The 25806-nt window shown below is 61.8% G+C and carries 19 protein-coding genes; 13 read left to right on the forward strand and 6 right to left on the reverse strand.

What is annotated here, in order from left to right:
• The first annotated feature begins 348 nt into the window (after positions 1 to 348).
• The 3 genes from FD715_RS00130 to FD715_RS00140 are packed head-to-tail and all read left to right on the forward strand — an operon-like array spanning position 349 to position 2904.
• Positions 349 to 720 carry a helix-turn-helix domain-containing protein gene (locus FD715_RS00130; protein ID WP_147103447.1) on the forward strand — a complete coding sequence of 124 codons (372 nt, stop codon included), beginning with the start codon at positions 349 to 351 and terminating at the stop codon, positions 718 to 720.
• A gap of 55 nt (positions 721 to 775) precedes the next feature.
• On the forward strand, positions 776 to 1570 hold the full coding sequence (hisN, locus tag FD715_RS00135) for a histidinol-phosphatase (RefSeq protein WP_147103450.1): 795 nt from the start codon (positions 776 to 778) through the stop codon (positions 1568 to 1570).
• Positions 1567 to 2904, forward strand: a complete 1338-nt coding sequence (locus tag FD715_RS00140) for an 8-oxoguanine deaminase (RefSeq protein ID WP_147103453.1) — start codon at positions 1567 to 1569, stop codon at positions 2902 to 2904. The genes hisN and FD715_RS00140 overlap by 4 nt, the downstream gene beginning before the upstream one ends.
• Here FD715_RS00140 and guaD read toward each other — a convergent pair.
• Positions 2901 to 4184 carry a guanine deaminase gene (gene guaD, locus FD715_RS00145; RefSeq protein WP_147103455.1) on the reverse strand — a complete coding sequence of 428 codons (1284 nt, stop codon included), beginning with the start codon at positions 4182 to 4184 and terminating at the stop codon, positions 2901 to 2903. The two genes, FD715_RS00140 and guaD, sit on opposite strands and share 4 nt — an antisense overlap.
• Positions 4185 to 4297: 113 nt before the next feature.
• Here guaD and mgtE point away from each other — a divergent pair, with 113 nt between their 5' ends.
• The 6 genes from mgtE (at position 4298) to FD715_RS00175 (ending at position 10751) form a co-directional block, all read left to right on the forward strand.
• Positions 4298 to 5692, forward strand: a complete 1395-nt coding sequence (gene mgtE, locus FD715_RS00150; protein ID WP_147103458.1) for a magnesium transporter — start codon at positions 4298 to 4300, stop codon at positions 5690 to 5692.
• Between the two features lie 67 nt (positions 5693 to 5759).
• Complete coding sequence (locus tag FD715_RS00155; RefSeq protein ID WP_147103461.1) at positions 5760 to 6314, forward strand: 5-formyltetrahydrofolate cyclo-ligase; 555 nt, start codon at positions 5760 to 5762, stop codon at positions 6312 to 6314.
• A 113-nt stretch (positions 6315 to 6427) separates the two neighbouring features.
• Positions 6428 to 7237: a TIGR00282 family metallophosphoesterase gene (locus FD715_RS00160; protein WP_147103464.1), complete on the forward strand. Its 810-nt coding sequence runs from the start codon at positions 6428 to 6430 to the stop codon at positions 7235 to 7237.
• On the forward strand, positions 7234 to 8160 hold the full coding sequence (locus tag FD715_RS00165) for a DMT family transporter (protein WP_147103468.1): 927 nt from the start codon (positions 7234 to 7236) through the stop codon (positions 8158 to 8160). Before FD715_RS00160 ends, FD715_RS00165 begins: the two co-directional genes overlap by 4 nt.
• A gap of 25 nt (positions 8161 to 8185) precedes the next feature.
• Positions 8186 to 9964 carry an SLC13 family permease gene (locus tag FD715_RS00170; RefSeq protein ID WP_147105085.1) on the forward strand — a complete coding sequence of 593 codons (1779 nt, stop codon included), beginning with the start codon at positions 8186 to 8188 and terminating at the stop codon, positions 9962 to 9964.
• A gap of 307 nt (positions 9965 to 10271) precedes the next feature.
• Entirely contained in the window at positions 10272 to 10751 is a 480-nt protein-coding gene (locus tag FD715_RS00175; protein WP_147103471.1) for a hypothetical protein, read from the forward strand.
• Between the two features lie 296 nt (positions 10752 to 11047).
• Here the strand turns inward: FD715_RS00175 and FD715_RS00180 are convergent, their stop codons facing one another.
• From FD715_RS00180 to FD715_RS00200, 5 genes are all read right to left on the reverse strand, one after another.
• The gene (locus FD715_RS00180) at positions 11048 to 11470 is read right to left on the reverse strand and encodes a PAS domain-containing protein (protein ID WP_147103474.1); all 423 of its coding nucleotides are present in this window, start codon (positions 11468 to 11470) and stop codon (positions 11048 to 11050) included.
• A gap of 119 nt (positions 11471 to 11589) precedes the next feature.
• Positions 11590 to 13248, reverse strand: a complete 1659-nt coding sequence (locus FD715_RS00185) for an FAD-binding dehydrogenase (protein ID WP_147103477.1) — start codon at positions 13246 to 13248, stop codon at positions 11590 to 11592.
• A gap of 10 nt (positions 13249 to 13258) precedes the next feature.
• A complete protein-coding gene (locus FD715_RS00190) occupies positions 13259 to 14116 on the reverse strand; it encodes a bile acid:sodium symporter family protein (protein ID WP_147103480.1) in 858 nt (285 codons plus the stop codon).
• 122 nt (positions 14117 to 14238) lie between these two features.
• Positions 14239 to 16011, reverse strand: a complete 1773-nt coding sequence (locus tag FD715_RS00195) for an SLC13 family permease (protein WP_147103483.1) — start codon at positions 16009 to 16011, stop codon at positions 14239 to 14241.
• Between the two features lie 152 nt (positions 16012 to 16163).
• Positions 16164 to 17114, reverse strand: coding sequence for a glutathione S-transferase family protein (locus FD715_RS00200; RefSeq protein ID WP_147103486.1), 951 nt, complete (start codon positions 17112 to 17114; stop codon positions 16164 to 16166).
• 156 nt (positions 17115 to 17270) lie between these two features.
• Here FD715_RS00200 and FD715_RS00205 point away from each other — a divergent pair, with 156 nt between their 5' ends.
• From FD715_RS00205 to FD715_RS00220, 4 genes are all read left to right on the forward strand, one after another.
• A complete protein-coding gene (locus tag FD715_RS00205; protein ID WP_039682648.1) occupies positions 17271 to 18017 on the forward strand; it encodes a YebC/PmpR family DNA-binding transcriptional regulator in 747 nt (248 codons plus the stop codon).
• A gap of 687 nt (positions 18018 to 18704) precedes the next feature.
• Positions 18705 to 20996 carry a hypothetical protein gene (locus tag FD715_RS00210; protein WP_147103489.1) on the forward strand — a complete coding sequence of 764 codons (2292 nt, stop codon included), beginning with the start codon at positions 18705 to 18707 and terminating at the stop codon, positions 20994 to 20996.
• Positions 20997 to 21140: 144 nt separating this feature from the next.
• Positions 21141 to 21983: a hypothetical protein gene (locus tag FD715_RS00215; protein ID WP_147103492.1), complete on the forward strand. Its 843-nt coding sequence runs from the start codon at positions 21141 to 21143 to the stop codon at positions 21981 to 21983.
• Between the two features lie 23 nt (positions 21984 to 22006).
• Positions 22007 to 25756, forward strand: coding sequence for a hypothetical protein (locus FD715_RS00220; protein WP_223274682.1), 3750 nt, complete (start codon positions 22007 to 22009; stop codon positions 25754 to 25756).
• Positions 25757 to 25806: the final 50 nt, after the last annotated feature.

The following is a 25806-nucleotide window of genomic DNA, read 5'->3' on the forward strand; positions in this document are numbered from 1 at the left end:
TTTGGTTGGGAAAGGCGCGCTTTGTGCAGGAGATTTATGCTCACATTTCAATTATAGGTGGCAAAATCGGTGCGCGTTTTACCGTCTAACGTGTTGAAGCATCCGAACAAACCGCCGCATCCCTGTGCCATATGTAACAGTGCAAAATGCACCCTGTTTCGGTCTGGGCCGTGAAAAACATCCCCAGGATCGGGGGCGTTAACGTTTTGAATTCGCGCGTTGCGGGTGGATTTCATTGAAAACGGACAAATGAGAAGTTAGTATTAAGGTCAATACTCAGCGCGCAATTTCTCTTAAGCGCTCTTTTCGCGGCGCTGACGACACACTGAGCATCAAGGTTGGAAACACATGGCACATCTGGTGGATACACATGTCGGCAAGCGCATCCGACAGCGCCGATGGCTGATCGGCATGACGCAGCAGAAACTTGCTGACATGGTCGGCATCAAGTTTCAGCAGATCCAGAAGTATGAGACTGGCGCAAACCGTGTCAGCGCCTCCCGGCTTTGGGATATTGGCGAGGCGATGGGTGTTCCGGTTGCCTTTTTCTTCGAAGGGTTGAAGGAGGATGCCGCGCAAGAGGCGACGTCCGGCAACGTCCCTTCGGACATGCTGAGCGACAAGGAAGCGATGGAATTGGTGCGCACGTACTACGCCATTCCCGAAGCACAGCGCAGGCGCTTGTTTGAACTGGCGCGTGTGCTGACCGACGTCGCCTGACGCGCATTCAAATTCAGTTCTTGCGCAAACCGGAGCACTCTGGCACCCGGTTTTTATGGCGCACTCTCTTTCCGAGCTGACAGATGTGGCACACGCGATGGCGGATGCTGCATCCTCTGCAATCCTGCCGCATTTTCGCGGCGCTGATCTTGGCACCGAAAACAAGGATGAAGGCGGGTATGATCCCGTGACCATCGCAGATCGTGCCGCCGAACAGGCAATGCGCGCGGTGTTGGCAGAGAAGAGGCCCACAGATGCCATCCTCGGCGAGGAGTACGGCGCGCAATCGGGCCAAAGCGGGCTGACCTGGGTGCTTGATCCCATCGATGGCACGCGCGGCTTTGTGTCTGGAACACCCACTTGGGGGGTTCTGATCGCGGTCGGGGACGAGGCTGGCCCGGTCCTTGGCATGATCGACCAACCCTATATCGGCGAGCGGTTTTGGGGCATAGACGGGTCGGCCTGGTTGAAGGGCCCCCGCGGTACAGGCAAGATCGCCACGCGCCCGCCGCGCGCCTTGTCGGAGGCCGTGCTTTTCACCACATTCCCCGAGATAGGCACCCCAACCGAACGCGCGGGGTTCGAAGCCGTCGCGGAGCGCGTCAAGCTGGTGCGCTACGGCATGGATTGCTACGCCTATGCGCTGCTGGCGGCGGGGCAGATTGATTTGGTGATCGAGGCGGGGCTGAACAGCTATGACATTCAGGCGCCCATCGGCCTGATCGAGGCGGCAGGCGGGGTTGTGACCGACTGGTCCGGTCAACCGGTGCACGAGGGCGGGCGCGTCGTTGCTGCATCGCACCCTGAGATGCATCGCGCGGCGTTGGATATCTTGGCGGGCTTCGTTTGACCGAAACGTTGATCCGCGCTGCGTCTCATGTCGTTTGTATGGACGATGACCGGCGCGTGTTGCGGGATGCGGATGTCTTGCTGCGCGATGGTCAGGTGGTTGCGCTTGGGCAGAGTTTGACCACGGCGGGTGAGGTTGTTGACGCGGAGGGCTGTGTCGTTACCCCTGGCCTCGTCAACACGCACCACCATTTGTATCAGACCCTGACGCGTGCGGTGCCTGCGGCACAGGATGCGTTGCTGTTTGGCTGGTTGCAGACGCTATATCCGATCTGGGCACGGTTCACGCCGGAGCATATGTATGTCTCCGCTCAGATAGGATTGGCGGAGCTGGCCCTGTCCGGGTGCACGCTTTCGTCGGATCACCTATATCTCTATCCCAATGGCGTGCGGCTGGAGGACACCATCGCGGCGGCCGAAGAGGTCGGGCTGCGCTTTCATCCGACCCGCGGCGCCATGAGCATCGGTGAAAGTGACGGCGGACTGCCCCCCGATGCGCTGGTCGAGGAGGAGGCGGTGATCCTGTCCGACATGGCGCGTGTTATCGACGCTTTTCATGACGCGGCACCGGGGGCGATGTGCCGGGTGGGTGTGGCACCGTGTTCTCCGTTCTCGGTCAGTCGGGAGTTGATGCGCGATGCGGCTGTGCTGGCGCGGGACAAGGGCGTGATGATGCACACCCATCTGGCCGAGAATGACGAGGATATCGCCTATTCCCTCGAACAGTTTGGCTGCCGTCCCGGCCAATACGCCGAGGATCTGGGCTGGGTTGGCCTCGATGTTTGGCATGCCCATTGCGTAAAATTGGACGCGTCGGAAATTGACCTTTTTGCCCGCACGGGCACCGGCGTGGCGCATTGCCCCTGTTCGAACTGTCGGCTTGGTTCCGGCATCGCGCCGGTGCGCGCGATGCGCGATGCGGGTGTGCCTGTTGGGTTGGGCGTGGATGGCTCGGCCAGCAATGATGCGGGCAATCTGGTGGCCGAGGCCCGGCAGGCGATGCTGTTGCAACGTGTGGCGCGGGGGGCTGACGCCATGAGCGCGCAGGAGGCATTGGAGATTGCCACGCGGGGCGGGGCTGACATTCTGGGCCGCCCGGAGTGTGGGCGTTTGTCCGTTGGCGCGCGGGCGGATGTTGCGATTTGGGATGTGAGCGGGATCGAGGCGGCTGGCAGTTGGGATCCGGCGGCTCTGTTGCTTGCGGGGCCGAACACGGTACGCGACCTGTTTGTCGAGGGGCGGCAGGTTGTTCGGGATGGGCAAGTGACCACGTTTGACCTGCAGGCGGCGATGCGAAAGCAGGCGGTCCTCGCGAACGGGTTGATGGACGGCTAGCGCTTCTGTCCGGCAACCCAGACATCAGCAATGGCCCGGTCGTCGCCCATCATGATGGTCGGAAACACCGCATCCCAGATGTCCTCGGCCCGTGCGTGGCGTTGCGCGATGGCGGAGGTCGAGGCGAGGTTGAGAACGCAAAGGTCTGCGGCAAGGCCTGATGCGATCTGCCCGATCTCGTCGCTGTGGTGCAGGACGCGGGCAGATCCTGCAGTGGCAAGCCAAAGGAGCTGAGCGGCATGCACGGCGACCCCGCGCAATTGCGCGATCTCGTAAGCGGCTGCCATGGAGCGTAGCATCGAAAAAGACGACCCGCCGCCCGTGTCCGTTGCTAGCCCCGCCCGCAGACCCTGCGATGTCAGCCCCATCAGGTCGAAAAGGCCCGACCCGATGAAGGTGTTTGATGTGGGACAATGCACCAGCCCGGCACCCACTTCGCGCAGGCGATGGATCTCGCGCGGTTCAAGGTGGATGGCATGGCCGTAGAGGCCGCGCGTCCCCAGCAGCCCGTGCGCCTCGTAGGTGTCGAGATAGTCGCGCGCTTGGGGGCAGAGGTCACGGACCCACGCAATCTCGTCCACCTGTTCGCTGAGGTGGGTTTGCATCAGCGCATCGGGGTGTTCGGCCCAGAGCGCGCCGAGGGCGGCCAACTGGTCCTCCGTCGACGTGGGAGAGAAGCGCGGCGTGATGGCATAGCGTGCGCGGCCTGTGCAGTGCCAGCGTTCCAGCAGCGCCTTGCTGTCGTCATAGGCGGATTGGGCGGTGTCGCGCAGCCCGTCGGGCGCGTTGCGGTCCATGCAGGTCTTGCCCGCGACCACAGCCATGTTGCGGTCGGCGGCAGCCGTGAACAGCGCATCGACGCTTGTCGAATGGATCGTGCAGAAGCTTGCAACGGAGGTGGTCCCATGATCCAGCAGCAGGTCGAGATAGGTGTCCGCCGTGCTTTGTGCGTAATCCGGATCGCCAAAGCGCATCTCTTCGGGAAACGTATAGGTGTTCAGCCAGTCGATCAGCCGCTTGCCCCATGAGGCGATGATCGCCGTCTGCGGGTAGTGGGCGTGCGCGTCGACAAAACCCGGGCAGATCAGGTGGCCGGGGTAGTCGTGGCGCTTGGCGTGCGTGCCTTGGGCCGTGGCTGCGGTGCCCGTGGCAACGATATGACCGTCCTTCACCAGCACGGCGCTGTTTTCCTCGATCCGCACAGCGTCGGGCCAAGGGACAATGAACGGGTCGTCGGTGAATGTCAGCACATGGCCGGTCAAAAGCTGGGCAGTCGTCATCCCCGCCTTATGCCGGGGTGGGTGCACCTGCGCAAAGCGAAATGCGGCCCATTGTCAGCCTATGGGGTGCGCCCTATGGTCTGGCCAGACGCGTTGGAAGGGAGATAGAGGCCATGTCAGATCAGACCGACGTGCCCGAACCCGGCCAGGACGACAACGCCTATGTCCTTGAGCGCAAAGACGTCTCTGCCATCCTCTATGCTGTCGATATCGAGGACCGCGATCAGCTGACCGCGCTGATGGAGCCGCTGCATGCGGCCGACATCGCGGACCTTCTGGAACAGATCAACGCCTTTGATCGGTCCCGCCTGATCCGGCTGTATGACCGCGAATTTGATGGCGACATCCTGTCGGAACTGGACGAGTCGATCCGGGAAGAAGTGATTTCCGTTCTCAAGCCTGCGGTGCTGGCCGAGGCGGTGCGGGATCTGGACAGCGACGATGTGGTCGACCTGATCGAGGATCTGGATGATGCGCAGCAGGAACAGATCCTTGATGCGCTTGAGGACACCGACCGCGCACTGGTTGAACAATCGCTGACCTTTCCCGAGTATTCGGCCGGGCGACTTATGCAGCGCGAGGTCGTCATGGCGCCCGAGCACTGGACCGTGGGTGAGGCCATTGATCGGTTGCGCAGTGCGGAAGAGGATGAATTGCCGGGGCAGTTTTACCACATCGTGCTGGTCGATCCGCGCCTGCACCCGGTGGGCAATGTCACCTTGGGCAAGCTGATGCGTTCGCGCCGTGAAGTATTGCTCGCCGATCTCGTTGAGGAGACGTTTCAGGTCATCCCGGCAAGCCAGGACGAAAGCGATGTGGCCTATGCCTTCAACCAGTATCACCTGATCTCGGCGCCGGTTGTGGATGACGAGGGGCGGCTGATCGGTTTGATCACCATCGATGACGCCATGGCTGTGCTGGATGAGGAGCACGAGGAGGACATACTGCGTCTGGCCGGTGTGGGCGAGGAGTCGGCCCTCTCGGACTCTGTGCGCGAGACGACAAAGCGGCGTATTCCTTGGTTGGCGGTGAACCTTGTGACGTCGATCCTGGCCTCGCTGGTGATTGCTCAATTCGATGCAGCCATTGCGCAGATCGTGGCGTTGGCGGTGCTGATGCCCATCGTTGCGTCCATGGGCGGCAATGCGGGCACCCAATCGCTGACCGTGGCTACCCGTGCCCTGGCGACCAAGGACCTGACGGGCGCCAATGTGTGGCGCGTGATCCGGCGCGAGGTGTTGGTGGGGCTGATCAACGGGGTTGTCTTTGCCGTGGTTATGGGCGTCGTCGGCATCATCTGGTTCGGCTCGCCCGCGCTTGGCTATGTGATTGCGGCGGCAATGGTCGTGAACATGGTGGTGGCGGGGCTGGCCGGCACCGGCATACCCATCTTGCTGGACCGGATCGGGATCGACCCGGCGCTGGCGTCCGGGGCGTTTGTGACGACGGTGACCGATGTGGTCGGGTTTTTTGCCTTTCTGGGCCTTGCTGCGGCGGTGCTCTTGTGACGGGGGCGGACGCTGTTTGCGCTGGCGCGCAAAGTCGCCCCACCCGCCGTCCCGTAGGGGTGTCCGCATGGGACTGACCGAGGATAAGGCGGCCATCCGCAAGGCGGCGTTCGCTGCGCGCAAGGCCGCGTTCGATCTGGATGCCGGTGGCGCATCGGGCCTGTTGTCCTCGGTTCTGGCAGGCTACCGCGGCGTGCCGGTGTCCGGTTACATGCCCATCCGGTCCGAGATTGATCCGCTTCCTGCCATGGCCGAGGCGGCAGCGCATGGGCCCGTGGGCGTGCCAGTGATCCGGGCCGCCGGTCAACCCTTGGTGTTTTCGATATGGACGCTCGATGCGGAGATGGCGGAAGGACCGTTTGGGGCGCAGGTGCCCGCGGTTGAAGACTTGATGCAGCCTGAGATCGTCATCGTGCCCCTCGTGGCCTTCACCCGCGCGGGCGCGCGGCTGGGTTATGGTGGCGGGTTCTATGATCGCACGCTCGAACAATTGCGCGCCGAACGGGCCACACTGGCTATCGGCTTTGCCTACGGCGCGCAACAGGTGCAAGACCTGCCTGTAGAGCCGACCGATCAACCGCTCGATATGATCGTGACCGATACCGAAATCATCGAGGTCTGAGGGGGCCAGCCCCCCGGCCTGCGGCCGTCCCCCGGGATTTTTTGAAACAGGGAAGGGACGCGGGTCGGCGCATTTCGCTTGCCGTTCTTGTCCGTCGGGGCATATGGGCGGGTATGAGATTGCTTTTTCTGGGTGACGTCATGGGCCGGTCTGGCCGTCAGGCGATCACCGATCACCTTCCGCGTTTGCGCACCGATTGGGATCTAGATTTCGTCGTGGTCAATGGCGAGAATGCGACCTCGGGCATGGGGCTGTCGGGGGCGCATGCCCGCGTCTTGCTGGATGCGGGGGCGGATTGCGTGACCCTGGGTGATCATGCCTTCGATCAAAAGGACATGCTGGGCTTTATCGAGCAGGAGCCGCGCATCATTCGGCCCCTGAACTATTCGAAGGCGGCCCCCGGTAAGGGCGCGCGCCTGTTTACGGCCCGCAACGGCAAGAAGGTTCTGGTGGCGCAGGCCTTGGGCCAGGTGTTCATGAAGCGCCCCTTTGACGATCCGTTTTCCGCGCTGGAGACCGTATTTCGGATCCACCCCTTGGGTGGGCAGGCGGATGCGATCATGGTGGATTTCCATTGCGAGGCGACATCCGAGAAGATGGCCATGGGCCACTGGTGTGACGGGCGGGCCAGCTTGATGGTGGGCACCCACACCCATGTGCCGACGGCCGACGCGATGATCCTGTCGAAGGGTTGCGCGTACCTGACCGATGCGGGGATGTGCGGCGATTACAATTCGGTCATCGGGATGCAGCGGGACGAGCCCCTACGCCGCTTCATCACCGGCATGCCAAAGGAACGCTTTGCCCCGGCCCTTGGGCCTGCGACACTGTCGGGGGTGTATGTCGAGACAGGCGATGATGGCCGCGCCACACGGATCGAGATGGTCCGCGACGGTGGGTTGCTGCAGGCCGGCGGTCCATGACGGGCCGCGCGGCGCTGGGGTTTACCGCCGTGCTGATCCTTTTGGGGGCAGGGTGGGGCTTGACCATGCCGCTCACCAAGATTGCTGTCAGCACCGGCTACCAGCATTTCGGGCTTTTGTTCTGGCAACTCGTCATTGGCGCTGTGGTTATGACGGTGATCGCCGCTATGCGCCGGGTCCACCTTCCGCTGGGACGCCCGCAGATACGCGTCTATGTGGTTATTGCGTTGATCGGGTCTGTGCTGCCCAATTCGGCGAGCTATCAGGCCGCCGTGCATCTGCCGTCCGGCATCATGTCAATCCTGCTGAGCATGATCCCGATCTGGGCTTTTCCCATTGCGCTGTCGCTGGGGCTCGACCGCTTTGAATGGCGCAGGTTCGGGGGTATCTTTGCCGGACTGACGGCGGTGATGCTGATCGTCTTGCCTAATGCCAGTGTGGCGGGCGGTATTCCGATCCTTTGGGTATTTGTCGGGTTGATCTCTGGTCTGTTCTACGCGTTTGAGGGCAACTATGTGGCGCGCTGGGGCACCGCGGGGCTGGATGCGATCCAGGTGCTTTGGGGGGCCTCGATCGTCGGGGCCATCGTGGCACTTCCGCTCGCGCTTTTCAGCGGGCAGTGGATTGCGCTGCGCCTGCCGCTTGGGGCGGCGGAGATGGCGCTTGTCCTCAGTGCAACAACCCATGTGCTGGTGTACGCGGGCTATGTCTGGCTGGTGGGCCGGGCCGGTCCTGTCTTTGCCGTGCAAGTCAGCTTTCTGGTGACCCTCTTTGGCGTGTTCTGGGCCAAGCTGATCTTGAGCGAAGATTATGCACCCACGGTCTGGATCGCCCTTATCCTGATGCTTTTGGGGATGTTTCTGGTTCAGCCACGCAGGAGCCGGGTTGAAGACGCCGGCCCCTTGGGGGACAGTGTCCGCTGACCTGCGCACGTTGAAGGGCCGCACCATGGGGCTGATGGAGCTTTCGCAAACCGGCAATGCCGTCCTGACACTGGTCGTGGTGGCCGTGATGTTCGTGCTGTTTCTGCGCGAGCTGTTCCCGACCGAGGTGGTGGCGATCAGCGGAACGGCGCTGCTGCTGGCCACGGGTGCGCTGCCCTACGAAGATGCGCTTGGGGTGCTGTCAAATCCGGCGCCGTGGACCATTGCGGCCATGTTCATCATCATGGGGGCACTTGTGCGGACCGGCGCGCTCGACGCCTTTACTGGGCTTGCCGACCGAAAGGCGCGCAGCAACCCGGCGTTGGCGGTTGTCATGCTGATGGCCTTTGTCATTCTCAGTTCTGCCATCGTGTCGAACACCCCCGTTGTTGTGGTGATGATCCCGGTTATCATTCAACTGGCCAAGACGATGGGGTTGGCCCCGTCCAAAATGCTGATCCCGCTGAGCTATGCCGCGATCCTTGGTGGGACACTGACCCTGATCGGCACGTCGACCAACCTGCTGGTCGACGGCGTGGCGCGGACGCAGGGGATGGCGCCGTTCACGATTTTCGAGGTGACGCCGCTGGGCATCATCCTCGTCACCTGGGGCATGATCTATCTGCGCTTTTTCGGCCCCATGCTGTTGCCCGAGCGCGACAGCATGGCGGGGTTGCTGAGTGATCGCAGCCGCATGAAGTTCTTTACCGAGGCTGTCATCCCACCGGAATCGAACCTGGTTGGCCGCGACGTGACGGGTGTGCAGCTGTTCAAGCGAGACGGCGTCCGCCTTGTTGATGTGATCCGGGGCGATCAGTCGCTGCGCCGGAACATGGCTGACGTGCAGCTACAGGTGGGCGACCGGGTGGTGCTGCGCACGCAGATGACCGAGCTGTTGAGCCTTCAGCGCAACAAGGAACTCAAGCGGATTGACCAAGTCGGCGCGGTCGAGACAACCACGGTGGAGGTTCTGATCACGCCGGGGTGCCGGATGGTCGGCCGGTCTCTGGGCGCGCTGCGGCTGCGGCGGCGATATGGTGTCTATCCGCTCGCGGTGCACCGGCGAAACCAGAACATCGGTCGCCAGTTGGATGATCTGGTGGTCAAGGTTGGGGACACTCTGCTGCTTGAGGGTGCGCCGGAGGATATTCAGCGGCTCGCCGCAGATATGGACATGGTTGACGTGTCCAAACCGTCGCAGCGGGAGTTTCGGCGCAGTCACGCGCCCATCGCACTGGCCGCACTGTTGGGGATCGTGGTGCTTGCCGCTTTCGGTGTGGCGCCGATCCTGATGCTGTCGATCCTCGCCGTGGCCACCGTTCTGATCACCCGCTGCATTGACGCGGACGAGGCGTTTTCCTTCGTGGACGGACGGCTTTTGGCGCTGATCTTTTCCATGCTGGCCATTGGCGCCGCACTGGAGGCGACGGGGGCTGTCGCGCTGATCGTGGATGCCGTCGCGCCGGGGTTGATGGTGTTGCCGCCGTTCCTGATCGTGTGGGCGGTGTACCTACTGACGTCGGTCCTGACGGAGCTGGTCAGCAATAATGCCGTGGCCGTCGTTGTGACGCCCATCGCGATCGGATTGGCAGGCGCCTTGGGGATCGACCCACGGCCCCTTGTGGTGGCGGTGATGGTTGCCGCATCAGCCTCGTTTGCGACGCCGATTGGGTATCAGACCAACATGCTGGTCTATGGGCCGGGCGGATACAAATTCACGGATTTTATGAAGGTCGGGATCCCGTTGAATTTGAGTGTCGGTTTGCTGGCCTCAGCTGTCATTCCGTTCATTTGGCCGCTGTGATTGAATGCAAACTCCGAGGTGGTCGCGCATTTATATAAGAAAAACAGAATTTTGTACAATTATTCTCAACTAAGATCTAAACTAAGGTGACTGGCCGCTTAACATAGTATTCGGGGCGTTGTGAGGTGCACGCGACCGGACAAGTCGGACTGGATCGGTGCCGGGAGATGGGCGTAATTCTGCCTTTTGAGAGAGGCAAATCGGATGCAGATTGCTTGTGGTGTGGCCAATGCAGCACTGCACAATTCGGCAACTGCGGCCGTAAGACATTTTTTACGCTCGGCTGTTACCGATCAGGCATAACGCCATGTCTGATCTTCGCCGCCCCACGCACCTTGTCACGCCCGCTTACGAGGACAACGGATTGTTCCGGTCGCCCGTGCGCCGGGTCACAGTCGGTCTTGTCCCGCAGGCGCATCGCAACAACCGGCAGGATCTGGTGGTCCGCGGCTTTCTTCCCGATGGTGCGGTGATCGAGGTGGTGTTCGCGGGGCGCCGCAACGCGCAGGCGGTGAGTATTGAAAAGCGTTTGCGGGCGCTTTTGTTTCACGCGCGGGCGAACATCCCCGGATGGCGCGCCGAGGGGCTGGACACGGTGCAGTTGCCCCTGCGGGTTGAAGGTGTGTGGCGGTCACGCTTTACCCGCGATGCATGGGGTTGTGAGACGCGACACTACCAGCTGATTGCTGCGCGCTGGGCGATGTTTGACGAGGCGGGCGTCGCGCACCTCTTCGGAGAGGCGCCGGTGCATCTGGCGCCACCGCGCCCTGTGCAGATTGACGGATAACGCGCCGCTGAGTGCAGTGTGACGGACGTCCTTTCGGTGTGAATTGATGTCTGCTCCGTGCGTGTACCGATCCGAGCTCTTGTCCGAGCTTGACCCGTTCAAGTTTAGAAACCGTCGGCTGGAGAGCGCAAATCATGGCGCCGCCTGTGATTGGCGGAGGGTCGATTGAGGTAATACCCGCTGGTCCGAATAAGGTGGTGCGGCCTCCGATGCGAACTGACGGTCAGTGAAAGCTCTGAGCCTGTGTCAGCAATGCGCGTCTTATACGGGTTACCCGTTTTCGTGGCCGTGCGGCGTCAGGTGATTGTCAGCGGGCGGCATGGCTCAATTGTTTCGCGCGAAACGGCCATGATCTCGGACAGTCCCCCTTGGGCGTTCGGGATCCCGATCACTGTTACGTCCCACCGTGCCATACGCTTGCGTCCGGTTGGGCAGTCGGCCACGAAATGCGCCATCTTGCCCGCCTGTGCTGCGGCCACGGCACCGTTGATCAGGTCCGTGCTTTGGGGCGGCCACAACTCGGCCCAGTATTTCCCCAGCACCTGCGCGAGATCGTCGATGTCCATGGCGCAACGGCCATTGTGGCTCATGTAGGTGATCCGCCCATCGGACGAGAGCAGCTTCACGCAATCGCGCGTGCAGGCCATCATGGCCGCACTGCGTTCGGGCGCAGGGAAGCCGAGGTCGTTCATCTCTATCAGGTCAGCGTTCTGGGTCATGGTCTTGCACTGTTTTGGCTGTGTCGCTTGCGCGCATGGCTAAGGTGGTGCGGTAAATTGGCGTGTCGCGTGCAACGATGCAAGTTTTGGAACAGGTTACATAGCGTCGCAGGTTTGGGTCAGGCGATGGCGGTTGAGCGGCCCGCGTTGCGGCCCGAGAAGATGCAGCCGCCGAGGAATGTCCCTTCGAGCGCGTTGTAGCCGTGATAGCCGCCGCCGCCGAAGCCTGCGACCTCGCCTGCTGCGAAGAGGCCGGGCACTGGGGTGCCGTCCGCGCCGATCATCTGGCTGTCGAGCGTCGTGTGCAGCCCGCCGAGTGTTTTACGCGTCAGCACGTGCAGCTTGACCGCGATGAGCGGGCCGTTGGCGGGGTCGAGGAACTTGTGCAGTTTGGCTGTCCGCAGCAGCCTGTCGCCCCGGTAGTTGCGCGCGGCGTGGATCGCCATCATCTGCGCGTCCTTGGAGAACGGGTTGTCGATTTGTGCGTCGCGCGCTTCGATCTGTTTGCGTAGTTTGGCCTCATCAATCAGGTTGCCGCCTGCGATCTGGTTCATGCCGCGCACGAGGGTGGTGAGGTCATTGGCAACGACGAAATCCTCGCCCCGTTCCTTGAACGCCTCGACCGGGGCGGTTGCGTTTTTGCCGGACAGGACGCGCTGCTTGATCACCTCGGACCATTTTTTCGAGGTGAGGTCGGGGTTTTGTTCGGAGCCCGAGAGGGCGAATTCCTTTTTGATGATTTTCTGCGTGAGGACGAACCAGCTGTAGTCGTAGCCGGTCGCCAGGATCTCGCGCAGGGTCGACATGCTGTCGAAGCCGGGGAGCGCTGGGGGTGCGAACCGGTTGCCGGTCGCGTCGAACCACATGGAGGAGGGGCCCGGCAGGATGCGGATGCCGTGGCTGGGCCAGATCGGGTCCCAGTTCTTGACCCCTTCGGTGTAGTGCCACATGCGGTCGCCGTTGATGACGTGGCCGCCTGCGGCTTCCGAGATGCCGATCATCCGCCCGTCCACATGGGCGGGTACGCCTGCGACCATGGAGGCGGGTGCGGGGCCGAGCCGGTCGGTGGGCCAGACCTTGCGCACCATGTCGAAATTGCCGCCGATGCCGCCGGAGGTGACGATGACAGAGGGCGCTTTGAGGGCGAAGTCGCCGATTGCGTCGCGGTTGGTTTTCTGGCCGCGTGCGGCGCTGTCGTCGGCGAGGAGGGTGCCGCTGACGCCTTTGGCTGCGCCGTTTTCCATGTCGATCCGGTCGACCTGGTGGCGGAAGTTGAATTGGATGAGGCCGGTGCGTTCGTGTTCTTCGCAGCGGCGGATGAAGTGTTCGATGATGCCGGGGCCGGTGCCCCATGTGATGTGGAAGCGCGGGACAGAGTTGCCGTGCCCATCGGCGTAGCTGCCGCCCCGTTCGGCCCAGCCCACGACGGGGAACCAGCGCAGGCCCATGGCGTGGAGCCAGGGGCGCATTTCACCGGCGGCGAAGTCGATATAGGCCTCGGCCCATTTGCGGGGCATGGCGTCTTCGTCCCGGTCGAACTGGGCGCTGCCCATCCAGTCGTTGAGGGCGAGGTCGCGGCTGTCTTTGATCCCTATGCGCCGCTGTTCGGGCGTGTCAATCATGAAGAGGCCGCCGAGCGACCAGAAGGCTTGACCGCCGAGGAAGCTGCGGGGTTCCTGATCGACGATGATCACCTTTTTGCCCCGGTCGCCCAGTTCGGCGGCGGCGGCAAGGCCTGCGAGGCCGGAGCCCACGACGATGGCGTCTGCTTGATCCATGAGTGTCTCCTTAGGCTCTGCGGAACCACGCCACGAAGGGCGCGGCGACGATGTACATGAGGATACCATAGACGCCCGAGGGCAGGGCCATGGCGCTGAGCCCCTCGGCCTGGCCCGAGATCAGGGCGGCGAGGGTGATACCGAGGGTGGCGTTCTGGATGCCGGTTTCGACCGAGATGGTCTTGGCCTGGTCCCAGGGCAGGGCGAGCGCGAGGGCGAGACCCAGGCCGATGAGGAGGAGGGCAGCGTTCAGGACGATGAGGGCGGGGCCGAGCGTGCCGAGATTGGCGGTGAAGACATCCCAGTTGGCGGCGAGGGCTGCGACCACGATGATGATGAAAAGGAGCGTGGCGAGGCAGGACAGGAACGGCTCGATCCGGATGGCGAAGCTGGCAGCGAAGTGGCGGATCAGTACGCCGATGAGCACCGGGAGGGTCACGATGATGAAGACCGAGATGGCGAGGCCGGTGACCGACACGTCCGGGGCTGCGTCGCCCATGAAATGCACGACGGACCATGCGGCGAGGATGGGCACCGTCAGGATGCTGAGCAGGCTGACCACGGCGGTGAGAGAGACGGACAGGGCGACGTCGCCCTTGGACAGCCGCGCGATCATGTTCGATGTCACGCCGCCCGGGCAGAAGCTGAGCAGCATGAAGCCCACGGCGATTTCGGGGCCGAGGCCGAAACTGAGGACGATGGTGTATGTGACGACGGGCAAAAGGATGATTTGTGCTGTTGCGCCGGTGGCGAAGGCCTTGGGCGTGCGCAGGACGCGAGCGAAATCGGCGAAGGTCAGGCCCACGCCAAGGCTTAGCATGATGATCGCCAGCGACAGTGGCAGCACCACGTTGATTAATATGTCCATGATGTCTTCTCCCTGATGGCGAGGTTAGACGGGCAGATTGGCGGCGCGCAACGTTGACGCTTGGTCAGCCGTTTTCTGAGACAGAAAACAGACCGGAATTTAAAAAAAATTCCGGCGCCCGGTCAGAGCGGCCAGAAGACGAGGATGGCGGGGATCGACACGGCGATCACGATGACCTCCAGCGGCAGGCCGATGCGCCAGTAGTCCCCGAACTGGTAACCGCCGGGGCCGAGGATCAGTGTGTTGTTCTTATGCCCTATGGGGGTGAGGAAGGCTGAAGAGGCCGCGACTGCGACGGCCATCAGGAAGGGGTCGGGGGACACGCCCAGCGTCTGGGCCATCTGGATGCCGACGGGGGCGGCCACGATGGTTGTGGCTGTGTTGTTGAGCACGTCAGACAGGCTCATCGTGACGATCATCAGTACCGTCAGCACGGCCCAGGCGGGCAGGCCGTCGGTCATGGTGACGAGCCAGCCTGCGATGAGTTCGGTGCCGCCGGACTTTTCCAATGCGGCGCCCAGTGGGATCATGGAACCGAGCAGGACGACGACGGGCCATTCGATATGGGTGTAAAGCTCGGAGAGCGGGACGATCTTGGACAGCACATAAGCCACGACCACAAGACCGAGGGCGATGGGCAGGTAGAGCAGACCCACGCTGGCGGCGGCGACGGCGCCTGCGAAAAGGCCGATGGCGAGCCAGACTTTTTCATCCGCGGTCACCGCAAGCCCGCGTTCCGCCAGCGGCAGGCAGCCCAGCCATTGGGTGACGTCATGGCCGGTGTCGCGGGGCACGAGCAGAAGGAGGATGTCGCCTGCGCGGATGGATGTTTTGCGGATCTGCTTGGTGATCCGTTTGCCGCCGCGCGAGATGCCCATGAGCACGGTCGATTGCCGCCAGCTGAGCCCGACGCTTTGCGCGGTGCGCCCGATCAGGCGGGATTGGTCTGTGACCACGACCTCAATGATTTCAACGCCTTCCCCGGCGGCGTTCAATTGCTTTTCGCGTTTGGCGTCGGCGACGGACAGGCCGAGGGCGGCGCGGAATTCGTCGAGCGCGTCTGGCGTGGCTTCGAGCACCAGCGCGTCGCCCTCTTGCAGCAGCGCGTTGCGGGCGCGGCCATAGCGGCGCTGGCCGTCGCGGATCAGGCCGATGATTGCGACGTCGGCCTTTTCGGCGTCTTCGTAGAGTTCGCCGACGCGCTTGCCTGCGTGTTTGGAGCCTTCGGGGATAGTGAGTTCTGCGATGTATTCGGAGAGCGCCTCGGTCGGGCCTTCAGCATCGGCGCGGGCAGGGATGAGCCGCCAGCCGATGAGGGCGACAAACGCGAGCCCGGCGATGGCCGCGAGCCCGCCCACGGGGGCGAAGTCGAACATCCGGAAGGGCTCGCCCAGGGCATCCTCGCGGATCGTGGCGATGATGATGTTGGGAGGCGTGCCGATCAGCGTGACCATGCCGCCGAGGATGGTCGCGAAGCTGAGCGGCATGAGGCTGAGCCCCGGTGATCGCCCCGCCTTGCGCGCGGTTTGCATGTCCACCGGCATCAGGAGCGCGAGGGCCGCCACGTTGTTCATGAAGGCCGAGAGGACGCCGCCGATGGCCCCCATCAGCGTGATATGCGCGCCGAGGGAGCGGGACGCATCGACCAGTGTGCGCGTGATCAGAAAGACCGCGCCGGAGCGCACCAGACCGGCAGAGACGACGAGGACCAGTGCCACCACGAGCGTGGCCGGGTGGCCGAAGCCGGAGAAGGCATCTGCGCTTGGCACCACGCCGAGAACCACGCCGAGCATGAGCGCCGTGAAGGCGACGATGTCGTAGCGGAACTTGCCCCATAAGAGCAGGCCGAAGACGGCGCCGAAGAGAGTGAAGAGGATGATCTGGTCTGTCGTCATCCCGGCAGGGTAGGGATGTGGGGGTTGCGGTGCCAGTTGTAATTCGGTCACGCGGTTTTGCTGCCGCGCTGAAGCGCGACGACATTTTGAAGGGGGCTCTGCCCCCGGCGCTGGCGCGCCTCCCCTGAAGTATTTTTAGCCAGAAGAAGGGGTTAGGCGGGCACTTGTATTGTGCGGTGGGGTGGTTGGGTCCAGTCGACTTTTGGTCCTGCGGGGATGATACCCAGCGGGTTGCGCAGCTCGGATGGGGAGAAGTAGCCCGCCTTGTAGATGTCGGGTTTGACCGTGTCGGCCACGTCGGGCAGGGCGTAGAGGGCGCGGGCGTAGTCCCAGAGCGCCGGGTAGTCGCTGAGTTTGGCCAGGTTGCATTTGAATGCGTAGTGGTAGGCCACGTCGAAGCGGGCGAGTGTGGGGAAGAGGCGGAGGTCGGCTTCAGTGAGGGTGCCGCCTGTGAGTGTTGTGTTGTTGGTGAGGTGGGTTTCGAGCGTGTCCAGCGTGGCGAAGAGGTCGGTGACGTCGGTATCGTAGGCCTCTTGCGTGCGGGCGAAACCGGCGCGGTAGACGCCGTTGTTGACTTTCTTGTGGATGAGGGTGTTCCAGCGGTCGATTTGCGCCTCGTGTTCGGGTGGGCAGAGGCGGCGGTTGGGGTCGAAGGCGGTGCCCAGCATCCGGGCGATGTCGGCGCTTTCGTTGGAGACTATTTGTTTTGTTTCCTTGTCCCAGAGGACCGGGACCGTGATCCGGCCTGTGTAGGCGGGGCGGTGCCGGGCGTATACGTCGTGCAGGGCGGTGGCTTGCAGTTCGGGGTCGGAGAACGGACCGTCTGTGTCGAAGACCCAGCCCTGGTCCGTGCGGCGAGGTTTGGCGATGCTGATGGAGATGGCGTTTTGCAGTCCGAGGATTGCGCGGACGAGGAGGGTGCGGTGCGCCCAAGGGCAGTTCCAGGCGACGAAGAGGTGATAGCGGCCCGGGGCGGGGGTGAAGGTGCCGTCCGGGGTGATCCAGTTGCGGAGCGTGCTTTTGGCGCGTTCGTAGGCGCCGTTTTGGGTGGTGCCGTGGCCCGGGTCTTCGGCCTCGTACACGCCGTTGATCATGACGCCCATGGGCTGTCTCCTGTTTGTGTGCTTGCACGGTAGCGGCGGGGGCGGCGTGCGCCACGCACGGGGGCTCTGCGCGGGTGCACAGCGTGGCCTTGCCCCTGTGGTGGGCGATGTCTTATAGACGCCCGGACCACCGAATTTGCGAGACAGGAGGCGCGCATGGCCGGGCACTCAAAATGGGCGAACATCCAGCACCGCAAGGGGCGTCAGGACAAGCTGCGCGCCAAGCTGTTTTCGAAGCTGTCGAAGGAGATCACCATCGCCGCCAAGATGGGCGATCCCGATCCCGACAAGAACCCGCGCCTGCGTCTGGCGGTGAAAGAGGCCAAGTCGCAGTCGATGCCCAAGGACAATATTGACCGGGCGATCAAGAAGTCGGTTGCGGGTGAGGGCGAGGATTACGAGGAAATTCGCTATGAGGGTTATGGCCCTAATGGTGTGGCTGTGATTGTCGAGGCGATGACCGACAACCGGAACCGGACGGCGTCGACCGTGCGGTCGACCTTTACCAAGAATGGCGGGAACCTGGGTGAGACGGGCAGCGTGGGCTTTATGTTCGACCGCAAGGGGGCTGTCAGCTACCCGGTTGAGGTGGGTGACGCGGATACCGTCATGATGGCCGCCATCGAGGCCGGGGCCGAGGATGTGGAGAGCACGGAGGACGGGCATGTGATCTGGTGTGCCGACACAGATCTGAATGAGGTGTCCAATGCGCTGGAGGCGGAGTTGGGAGAGTCGGAGTCCACCAAGCTGATCTGGCGTCCTACAACGACCACCGAGATGGACCTGGAGGGCATGCAGAAGCTGATGAAGCTGGTGGATGCGCTGGAGGATGACGACGACGTGCAGACTGTCACCACCAATTTCGAGGCCAGTGACGAGGTTATGGCGCAGCTCGACGGGTAATCGGGCTCGCCTCGGTGTGGGGCAATTGCGAGAATTGAGTTACGAGGCGTCTGATTTTGTCAGGGGGCAGGCTGTCCTCTCTTTACGATCTTTCCGTCTGAAGCCGTCTGGCAAACCAAAAGCGCAGGCAATCATTTTCCGACAGTTAACCTTGCGCGGCATCGTTACGCTTTGTCGGGGCCACACTCGGCGCTCAGTCAGGGCTCCTTAACATCGGCGGACGCCAATGGGGCTTTCTTCGGTGATGCGATGCGTTTGGATGTCTCTTTGAAACCCCTTGATATTTTGAGCGGCCGTTGCCGCACGCATGACTAGATCTGCAATGTTTTGCGACACTGACAAAGCCGTACGGCCTGCACTTGCTTTGCGATGAGTCGATGGGCCGTATGCGGCCCCCATATCTAACATATCCAGACCTACACCGGCGTTTGTTCAGAAGACGCGTTTGACTCCGTTCTGAACGCGCGGCTTTTCAGACGGTTCGGAAATTTTCGGGGAAGTTTCGGAGAACTTTCAGGTCTTGGACGGCCCAAAACTTCATCTTCGTCTCAGCCGTTCTCGTGCTGCGATTGGGTTTTGAGTGTGGGCCAGACTGTTCCGTTTGCTGGCAGAGACCCCTTCAACATTTGGCGGCACCGCAGATTCCAGGGCTGTGGCCCAGACGAATTGATCCAAATGGAGACGACAATGATCAACATCCGTGATGCCAAGACCGTCCGATACGCCAATGACACCCGGCTCGCCACGGTCTATCCCGACTTCTCCCAATCCGGCATGTGGTACATCGTGCCCGAGCCACTGTTTGCCAAGCGCACGGTCGCGGGTCGTGAGATCCCTGTGTTCAGCCTAGTGGAATACACCACGCAATCCGGCGACGTGATGGCCACCTGCACCTTTACCGTGCGGCTTGATGTGTCGCCGGAGGCGCTGGCTGCGGTGCGTGCGGCTATTCCCGGTGCAACATTTGGCCAGCTCGACTGGATTTCGAGCGCGGTGACAGCGACCTTTTCCATCGAAGGTCAGGAATATGTGTTTCTTGCCGAACCCAGCATGGCGGGCACCAACGAGGCGACGTTCATCATTCCCCTCGAAAGCCAGGCCATGGTCAACTTTTTCAAGGCCAATTTCGGGCCGAACGCGCCCGCCACATCCGGGCTGAGCATCGACTATGACGTGACCACGCTGGCCAAGCTGCAGGCCGTGAAGGCGACCGTGTCGTTCAACTCTGATCAGGCGTACGAGTACGAAAAGACGGTTGATGTCAAAAAGAACATGTGGGGGTCGGTTACGGAGCGCAAGACCACGATCCGCCAGTCGCTGAATGCGTCCGAGGCCGGATCGACCGAGATCGACTACAACATCGAAAACCCGTCTGAAGAGTTCAAGCGACGCATCGAAAACTGGGCGTTCAAGGCGCTTGAAAGCCTGGTGGATCAGGCAGTTGAGACAGCTGCCAATACGCTTGGGCCCGGCAACGCGGACCGGATGAGCGCGAAATTCGTGGCCTCGTTTTCCAAGGAATACAAAGAGAACCAGGTGATCGAGTGGGTGATCTCACCGCAACAGCAGCTGCCCGCGGACGAGATTAGCGCCAATTGGGGCGAGCACTATAGCACCGCGGATTTCCGGCGACTGATCACCAATTTCAACATCCTTGGAGACTTGAAAGATGCCGAGGTCGAGAGCGTGAATCTGTCGGCGGTGTATCACGGGACCACGAAAACCCATGAATTCAAGCCCGGGGCATCCACCCAGTGGACTTTTGACGTCGACGGTCAGAAGGACGGCGGTGGCCACTTCGATCCCGAATACGAGTTTACCTACAAGGTGACGCTGACCGACGGGCAAAGCTTTGAGGTCGGGCCGGAAAAGACGGCGGACACCAACATCTCGATTGGGTTCTCTGATCTTGGGCTTGTGAAGGTCAATTTCAGTGGCGATGCGTTGGACTTCGATGTGATCGACAAGGTCGGCATCGACTTCATGTTCAACACGCCTCTCGGCGCGCCGAACGTGCGTAAATACGAAGAGATCACCAAGGAAAAAAGCGTCGCCAAGTTCAAAAGCGACACGTCCCTGCATCTGAAGAACTTCGATTACTACTACCGGTTGACCTACCACGCGTCGGTGAAGCCGGGGGAGGAAGCGAAAGACGGCGGTGGTAGGGCGACCTATGTCATGGCCCCCATCGTCAACAGTGGCGGCAAGGCCAAGACCACCGTCTTGCTAGAGGATCCGTTTCAGGAGGTCTCCTACGGCATTGTCACCAGTGACAGCAACGACAGCGACAAAAAGGTGGAAATTGAGCAGGTCCTGCTGACGGCCACCTATGATGATGACATCAATGGGATGAACTTCCGGGAGCAGGTGCAGTTCAAGACCGAGGACACGCAGTTCCAGGACATTACACTCCTGACGGTGGACAATCCCAACGGCTCCTACGTGCGTCTGAATGGGCTTGTTCGTATCAAAGATGGCCCGAGCCAGCCGGTGCGCGACGTGTATGTGCCTGGGCGGTCGTCGTTCCTCGAATTTGTGCCCGGACGCCGCCAGTTTTCGGCCAAGTTCGACGCCACGCTTGTGGATTGGGAAACGGTGCAACTGGTCAAGGTGGATGCCTTTACCGTGCTGCCTGAGCAGGTGCTGAGCCGCCATTGCACGGCAAACGAGATTGAGCACAAGAAGGATCTCGTGCAGTCCATCTCGTTCGGTGCGCAACCGAAGCAGGAGGATGGAACGCGTCTGCCGACGCCGGACCAGTTCTTTACCTTCTCTTACCCCGAAGGCCAAAGCCCGTCCTACTATTATGAGGTGACGTATTATCACGTCGGCAAAGCCGCCAACACGCATGTGGCGGAGGTCGAAGGTGATCTGGCAACAGTGATCCTGCCACGTGACGGCAATACCCCGGATCGAGTGGTTATGGAGGCCGTCGCGGACCGGCATGGTGCCTTCACCGTTCTGCCGGCGTTGCAGTAAGAGCGGCGGGGGATTGGTGCGATGCTAGAGACCTTTTCCATACCCGCCCCCGGCCACGGCGCTGCCCCGTTTTCGGGGTGGCCTTTGGGCCCGGGACGTCCGTTGACAGCGTTGGTGGCGGATTGCCTGGCACCCGCCACAGACATGAAGTCGGTCCTGACCGCAAATGGCAGCCCGCTCGAGATCGGATTTGCCGCACAAGGCGGCACACCGCGCTACACGCTTGAGGCCGCGTCGCCCGACACACCAATGCTTGCCCGGGTCGGCGCGGTGCATGCGAGAGCACTTCGTCACGGACTTGCCTTGCCCTGCGACGAGAGATTTGTCGCGCTCCAGAGGGCTGCGCCCGATGCGCTCGAATTTGGTGCCTGGTTGGGTCTGAGGATGCGCGGAGGCGACGTCGCGCCCAAGCTATATATCGAGATGCCGCGCGATCTGGATCCGCAGCTCCTGCAGATCTCTGGCCATCCTGCCTGGCGGGGGCTGATGCCCCGTTTGGTGGGGCTGAGCGATGATACGGACGGTGGGGTCGTCACAGAGCTTTACTTTGGTGGCGCGCCTGCCACGCGCGGCGGGCTGAGCGGCCTGCTTCTTGAGGCTGGTTTCTACGACGTGCGCGCCGTGCCGCGCTTGTTCGATCTGCTTCAAACGGTCAATCCCGGCGCCGCAGACAAGCGTTTGGCCTGCCACGATGTCGGTGTCAGTTTTGCCCATGGACCAGATGGCAAGCTGTTGGCGATTTCCATCTTGCTCTACGCAGAGCAGGTGTTTGGCGGAGGGCCGAAACTGCGACTGCGCGTTGCGCGTCTGTTTGAATTGCTGGGCGGCAATCCGACTGCGTATCTGGCCGATACAGCGGCGGCGCCGGATCCCGCGCGGCATGGAATTCTAAGCCTGACGGTGACGCCGGATGGGACCATGGCTGCGCATATCGGCCTCAGCGCCGATCCCCTTTCTTTGAACATTCAACAGGAAAGATTGATCTGATGACCCAAGCTCCTTTTGCTGTCATGGCACAATATCCTTTCGCGGCCACGGCCAACCCGGCAAGCGACAACGTCCTGTTCAACACCCGCTTCACCGAAGTGCTGGAACCCGTGCAGACCGTGGCGCCGGGCACTGATTTCAGCCTGCATCTCAACGACGCCGGACGGTTGGATCTGTATACGGTCGGCACCGGTCAGAACGTGTTTCGGATGCGCCGGACGTCCGGCAAGGCCACTGAATATGACCGCGCCGATCTGGGGTTCGAGGCGCGGGCACTGGCCGTTTTTGATGCGCCGGGCAAGGTCAAGGGGGCCGATACGCCTGACATCATGGGCGTCGATCAGGCCGGATCGCTGACGCTGGCCAGGTTCAATGAAGAGACGGGTGCGTATGTTCAGAAAGTGTCGCAACCTGAAAAGGCGAACGAGGTGCTGTCGCAGTTCAAGGCGGTGGCCTTGGACGATACGGTTTACGCCTATGTGGTGTTCGATGACGGAACGGTCGCCAACAACTATCTACAGTTGAGCGACGGGGCATGGGCCTCCGAACACTGGGCACCCTTGTCGGCGCCGGGTGGCGGACCCGCGAAGGTGCTGAAGATCGCGACCTGTCAGAACAACATGCGCCAGAACGCGATCTATGCCATTTCGCCCGATAAATCCGTCTGGTTCGCCGACAGCCGCAACCGGTTCACCGAATTTCAGGATCTGGGGTTCCTGACGGTGCGCGACATCGCAGTCATCGAAGACAGCGACAACCTGCTGAACATCGTTGCCATCGGACATGACAACCAGACGTCCGATCCAGATGGGGTCTGGGTCAAGCGTCAGAAGAAGTATCCCTCGGAGCCGGGGCGGATCGAGTGGGACGACTGGCAAAAGATCTCGGACAGGGTCGAAGGCGAAGCGCTGCGCGTGTCGCTGGATGCAACCGGGCTGGTCACGATCTTCGTTCTGGGGGACGGAGAGGAAAACCGGCTGCACGTGATCCGTGAAATTCGGGATGCGCGGCGCGGCCGCACGGGTTGGACCATAGCATTCCCGCTAGGCAATCCCGTGCCTCATGCTGTCTTTGCCGTGGCGCAGGACGCTCAGGATCTGGCCGAGGCGTTCCTGATCTCGACCGATGTGACGGGGGGGACGCAGGCCGTCACCCGGTTCTGGCAGGACCCAAGCACGACGATCTGGTACTCAGAACATCTGCGCATTGCGCAACCCGACGAGGCCATCCGCCTGCCGGTCCATTCCGTCGAGATCACCGTGCAGGATGGCACGCAAGTGGCGCTGCCGGATGCCGGAGTGTCGATCAAATGCGACACGGCTGGCACCTTGCGGTTGAACGGCCGCAGCTATCCGATGGGTCCGCTTGAAGCGCCGGTGCGGCTGGTAACCGACCCCGGCGGCGTGATCCGGGCCACGTTCGTGACCAGTTCGCTGTCGTCGCCGACGCTCGTGATGCGCCTCGATGGCATGAGCGAGGACGAGGCCATCACCTGCGAGATGAACGCCGATCTGCAGGACCGGCTGGGTAAGGTGACCGAGGATGAGCTGCTGGCCCAGACCAAAGCCAACGGCGAGCCGCTGGTGCCGGGCACGACCGAGGATGAGCGTAAGGCAAACGCGCAAGCCATGGCCGAGATCAGCCAGAAGACGATGTCGCTTGGCAAGCCCCAGGATCAGCTGCGCCTGATGTCACAGACCCCCTATCTGTGGGGTAATTCGCGACCCGGACCGCGTTACCATTTCCGGGCGCGCGACGACAATCCGGCGCATCTGGACCTGGCCGCCATCCCCGAACAGCATTGGCGCATCCGCTTTCCCGATCAGGGCAGCGTGCGCGTCGAGGACATAACGCCCGATGAGGCGCATGCCACCCTGAGTGCCGCCGCCAACAAGAACACCCTGCCCGATGATGGGGCCTTGAGATCCTTGGGTCTCGGCCAATCCATCGGGGAGTTTTTCGGTGATCTTTGGCAGGCAGTGAAAAACGGAGTGGCCGAGATTGTGGAGGGGCTGAAAGAGATCGTGGTGACCACGATCATCGACCCGATCAAAAAGATCGTTTCAGCCGTCAAAGCCGTTGTTAAACTTGTCATCGACGGTATCGAGTATCTGGTTGAGCAGACGATCAAGCTCATCCAGCAGGCTTTTGATTTCCTTGAAGGCATTTGGGCCAAGCTCAAAGCGTTCTTCGAGGACCTCTACAAATGGCTCGCCTTCCTGTTCGACATCAAGGACATCGCGCGCACCAGTGAGGCCGTGGAACATATGATCGAGGTCGGCATCGACTTTTCGATTGTGGCGGTCAAACACATCCGCGGTCAGGTCGAGGAGGGGCTGAACACCATCTCGGACCGGGTGAAGGAGGCGATGGACGCCTGGGCCAAGGACCTTGCGGGGGAATCGTTCAACTCGTTCTCCAACAAGGACCAGACCCCCGCTGACAAGGCGCGCGCGGACGATCTTTCGGCCCACAATCCGGTCGGGGGTGCGTTCCGCGACAATTACCAGCAGGCGCGCGATCCCTCTGGAGCGCTGGCCGGGCAGGCGTTGGCCTATGAGGATGACACCGCGCTGGGCGAAATCATCTCGACCCTCGATCAACTGAGCCAGAACTTTCAGTTCGGTGACGGCAAGCAAGCCTTTGACGATGCACTTGGCTATTTCAGAAAGATCGGGTCAAGCCGCGGTGACATGATCAATCTGGCGATGGCCGGGATGGTCAAGGTACTGGAGGCGGTGTCATTGACGGCCATTGCGCTGGCGCGCGGCGTGATTCTGTCGATCTTTGATCTGCTGATCCTGCTTTTGAAATTGGTCAAGCGAGCCGCGACGGCGGATATCGAAGTGCCGATTGTCGGGCCGATCTACAAGTTCTTCACCGGCAAAGATCTGACCTTTCGCGTGACCGGCCTGATGGCGTTGCTGGTCGCTGTTCCGGCCACCATCGGGTACAAGGCGGGCACAGGTTCGGCGCCGTTTGCGGATCAGGCCGCCGTCGATGAATTCAAACGCAGTGTGACTGTCGAAAGCTTGGCGCAGTCTGCCGGGTTCAGCGTCAGCAGCGGGACCTTGGCCAAGGCCGGCAAGACGGTCGGTGTCAGCCGCACGGTCAAGAAGGTCATGCAATGGTGCGCCTTTGGCACATTTGTCTTCCGCATCTTTGTCGAGCCGCTACAGAACATGATCGTTGGCGCCAAGCAGCTTGCAAATATCAACTCGGGCCCAGGCATCAGCAAGATCAAGGTTTTTAATTTCGGAAACACTGTCACAGGGCTGGTGGGCGCGTGTACCTGGATTTTGAGGCTGTTGTCTTCCGTGTTTTCGGCGCCGTGGTTGAATTCAAGTGATGCGCCCGCGCCGGGCTGCGGGTCCGGCAAGGCCTATGGGGCAATTGTCTGGATCATGCAACTCGCATTGGGGCCGGTGTTGGGCGCGATCCTGTGGTTTGCCAAAGTCGTCTTTGACAAGGACACCGGGGTTGTGAACATCATCCGACTGATCATTTGGGGGCTGGTGCACACCGTTATGGTCATTGCGCAGGCCATCGCCGGGGGCTTTTCCTCGGGCCTGGCGATTGCGCGGGGCATCATTTCGCCCATCGTCGCGCAGTTCTTCTGGTTTGGCCTTCTCAAGGAGGTGTCAAAGCCGACAAAGACCATTTCGATCTGGGCGGTTGCGGGATGCTCTATTCTGGGCATGGGAGCCAATGCCGTTATGATGGCCATTGAGGCCAGCGCCGACGACGAGGTTGCGGTTGCCCATGCGGTCTGATCCTCACATCCCGCCCCGCGATGGATCGGGGCGGGATCGTTTTTACCAGA

It is taken from the genome of Tateyamaria sp. syn59 (assembly GCF_007995245.1).
Classification (GTDB): Bacteria; Pseudomonadota; Alphaproteobacteria; order Rhodobacterales; family Rhodobacteraceae; genus Tateyamaria.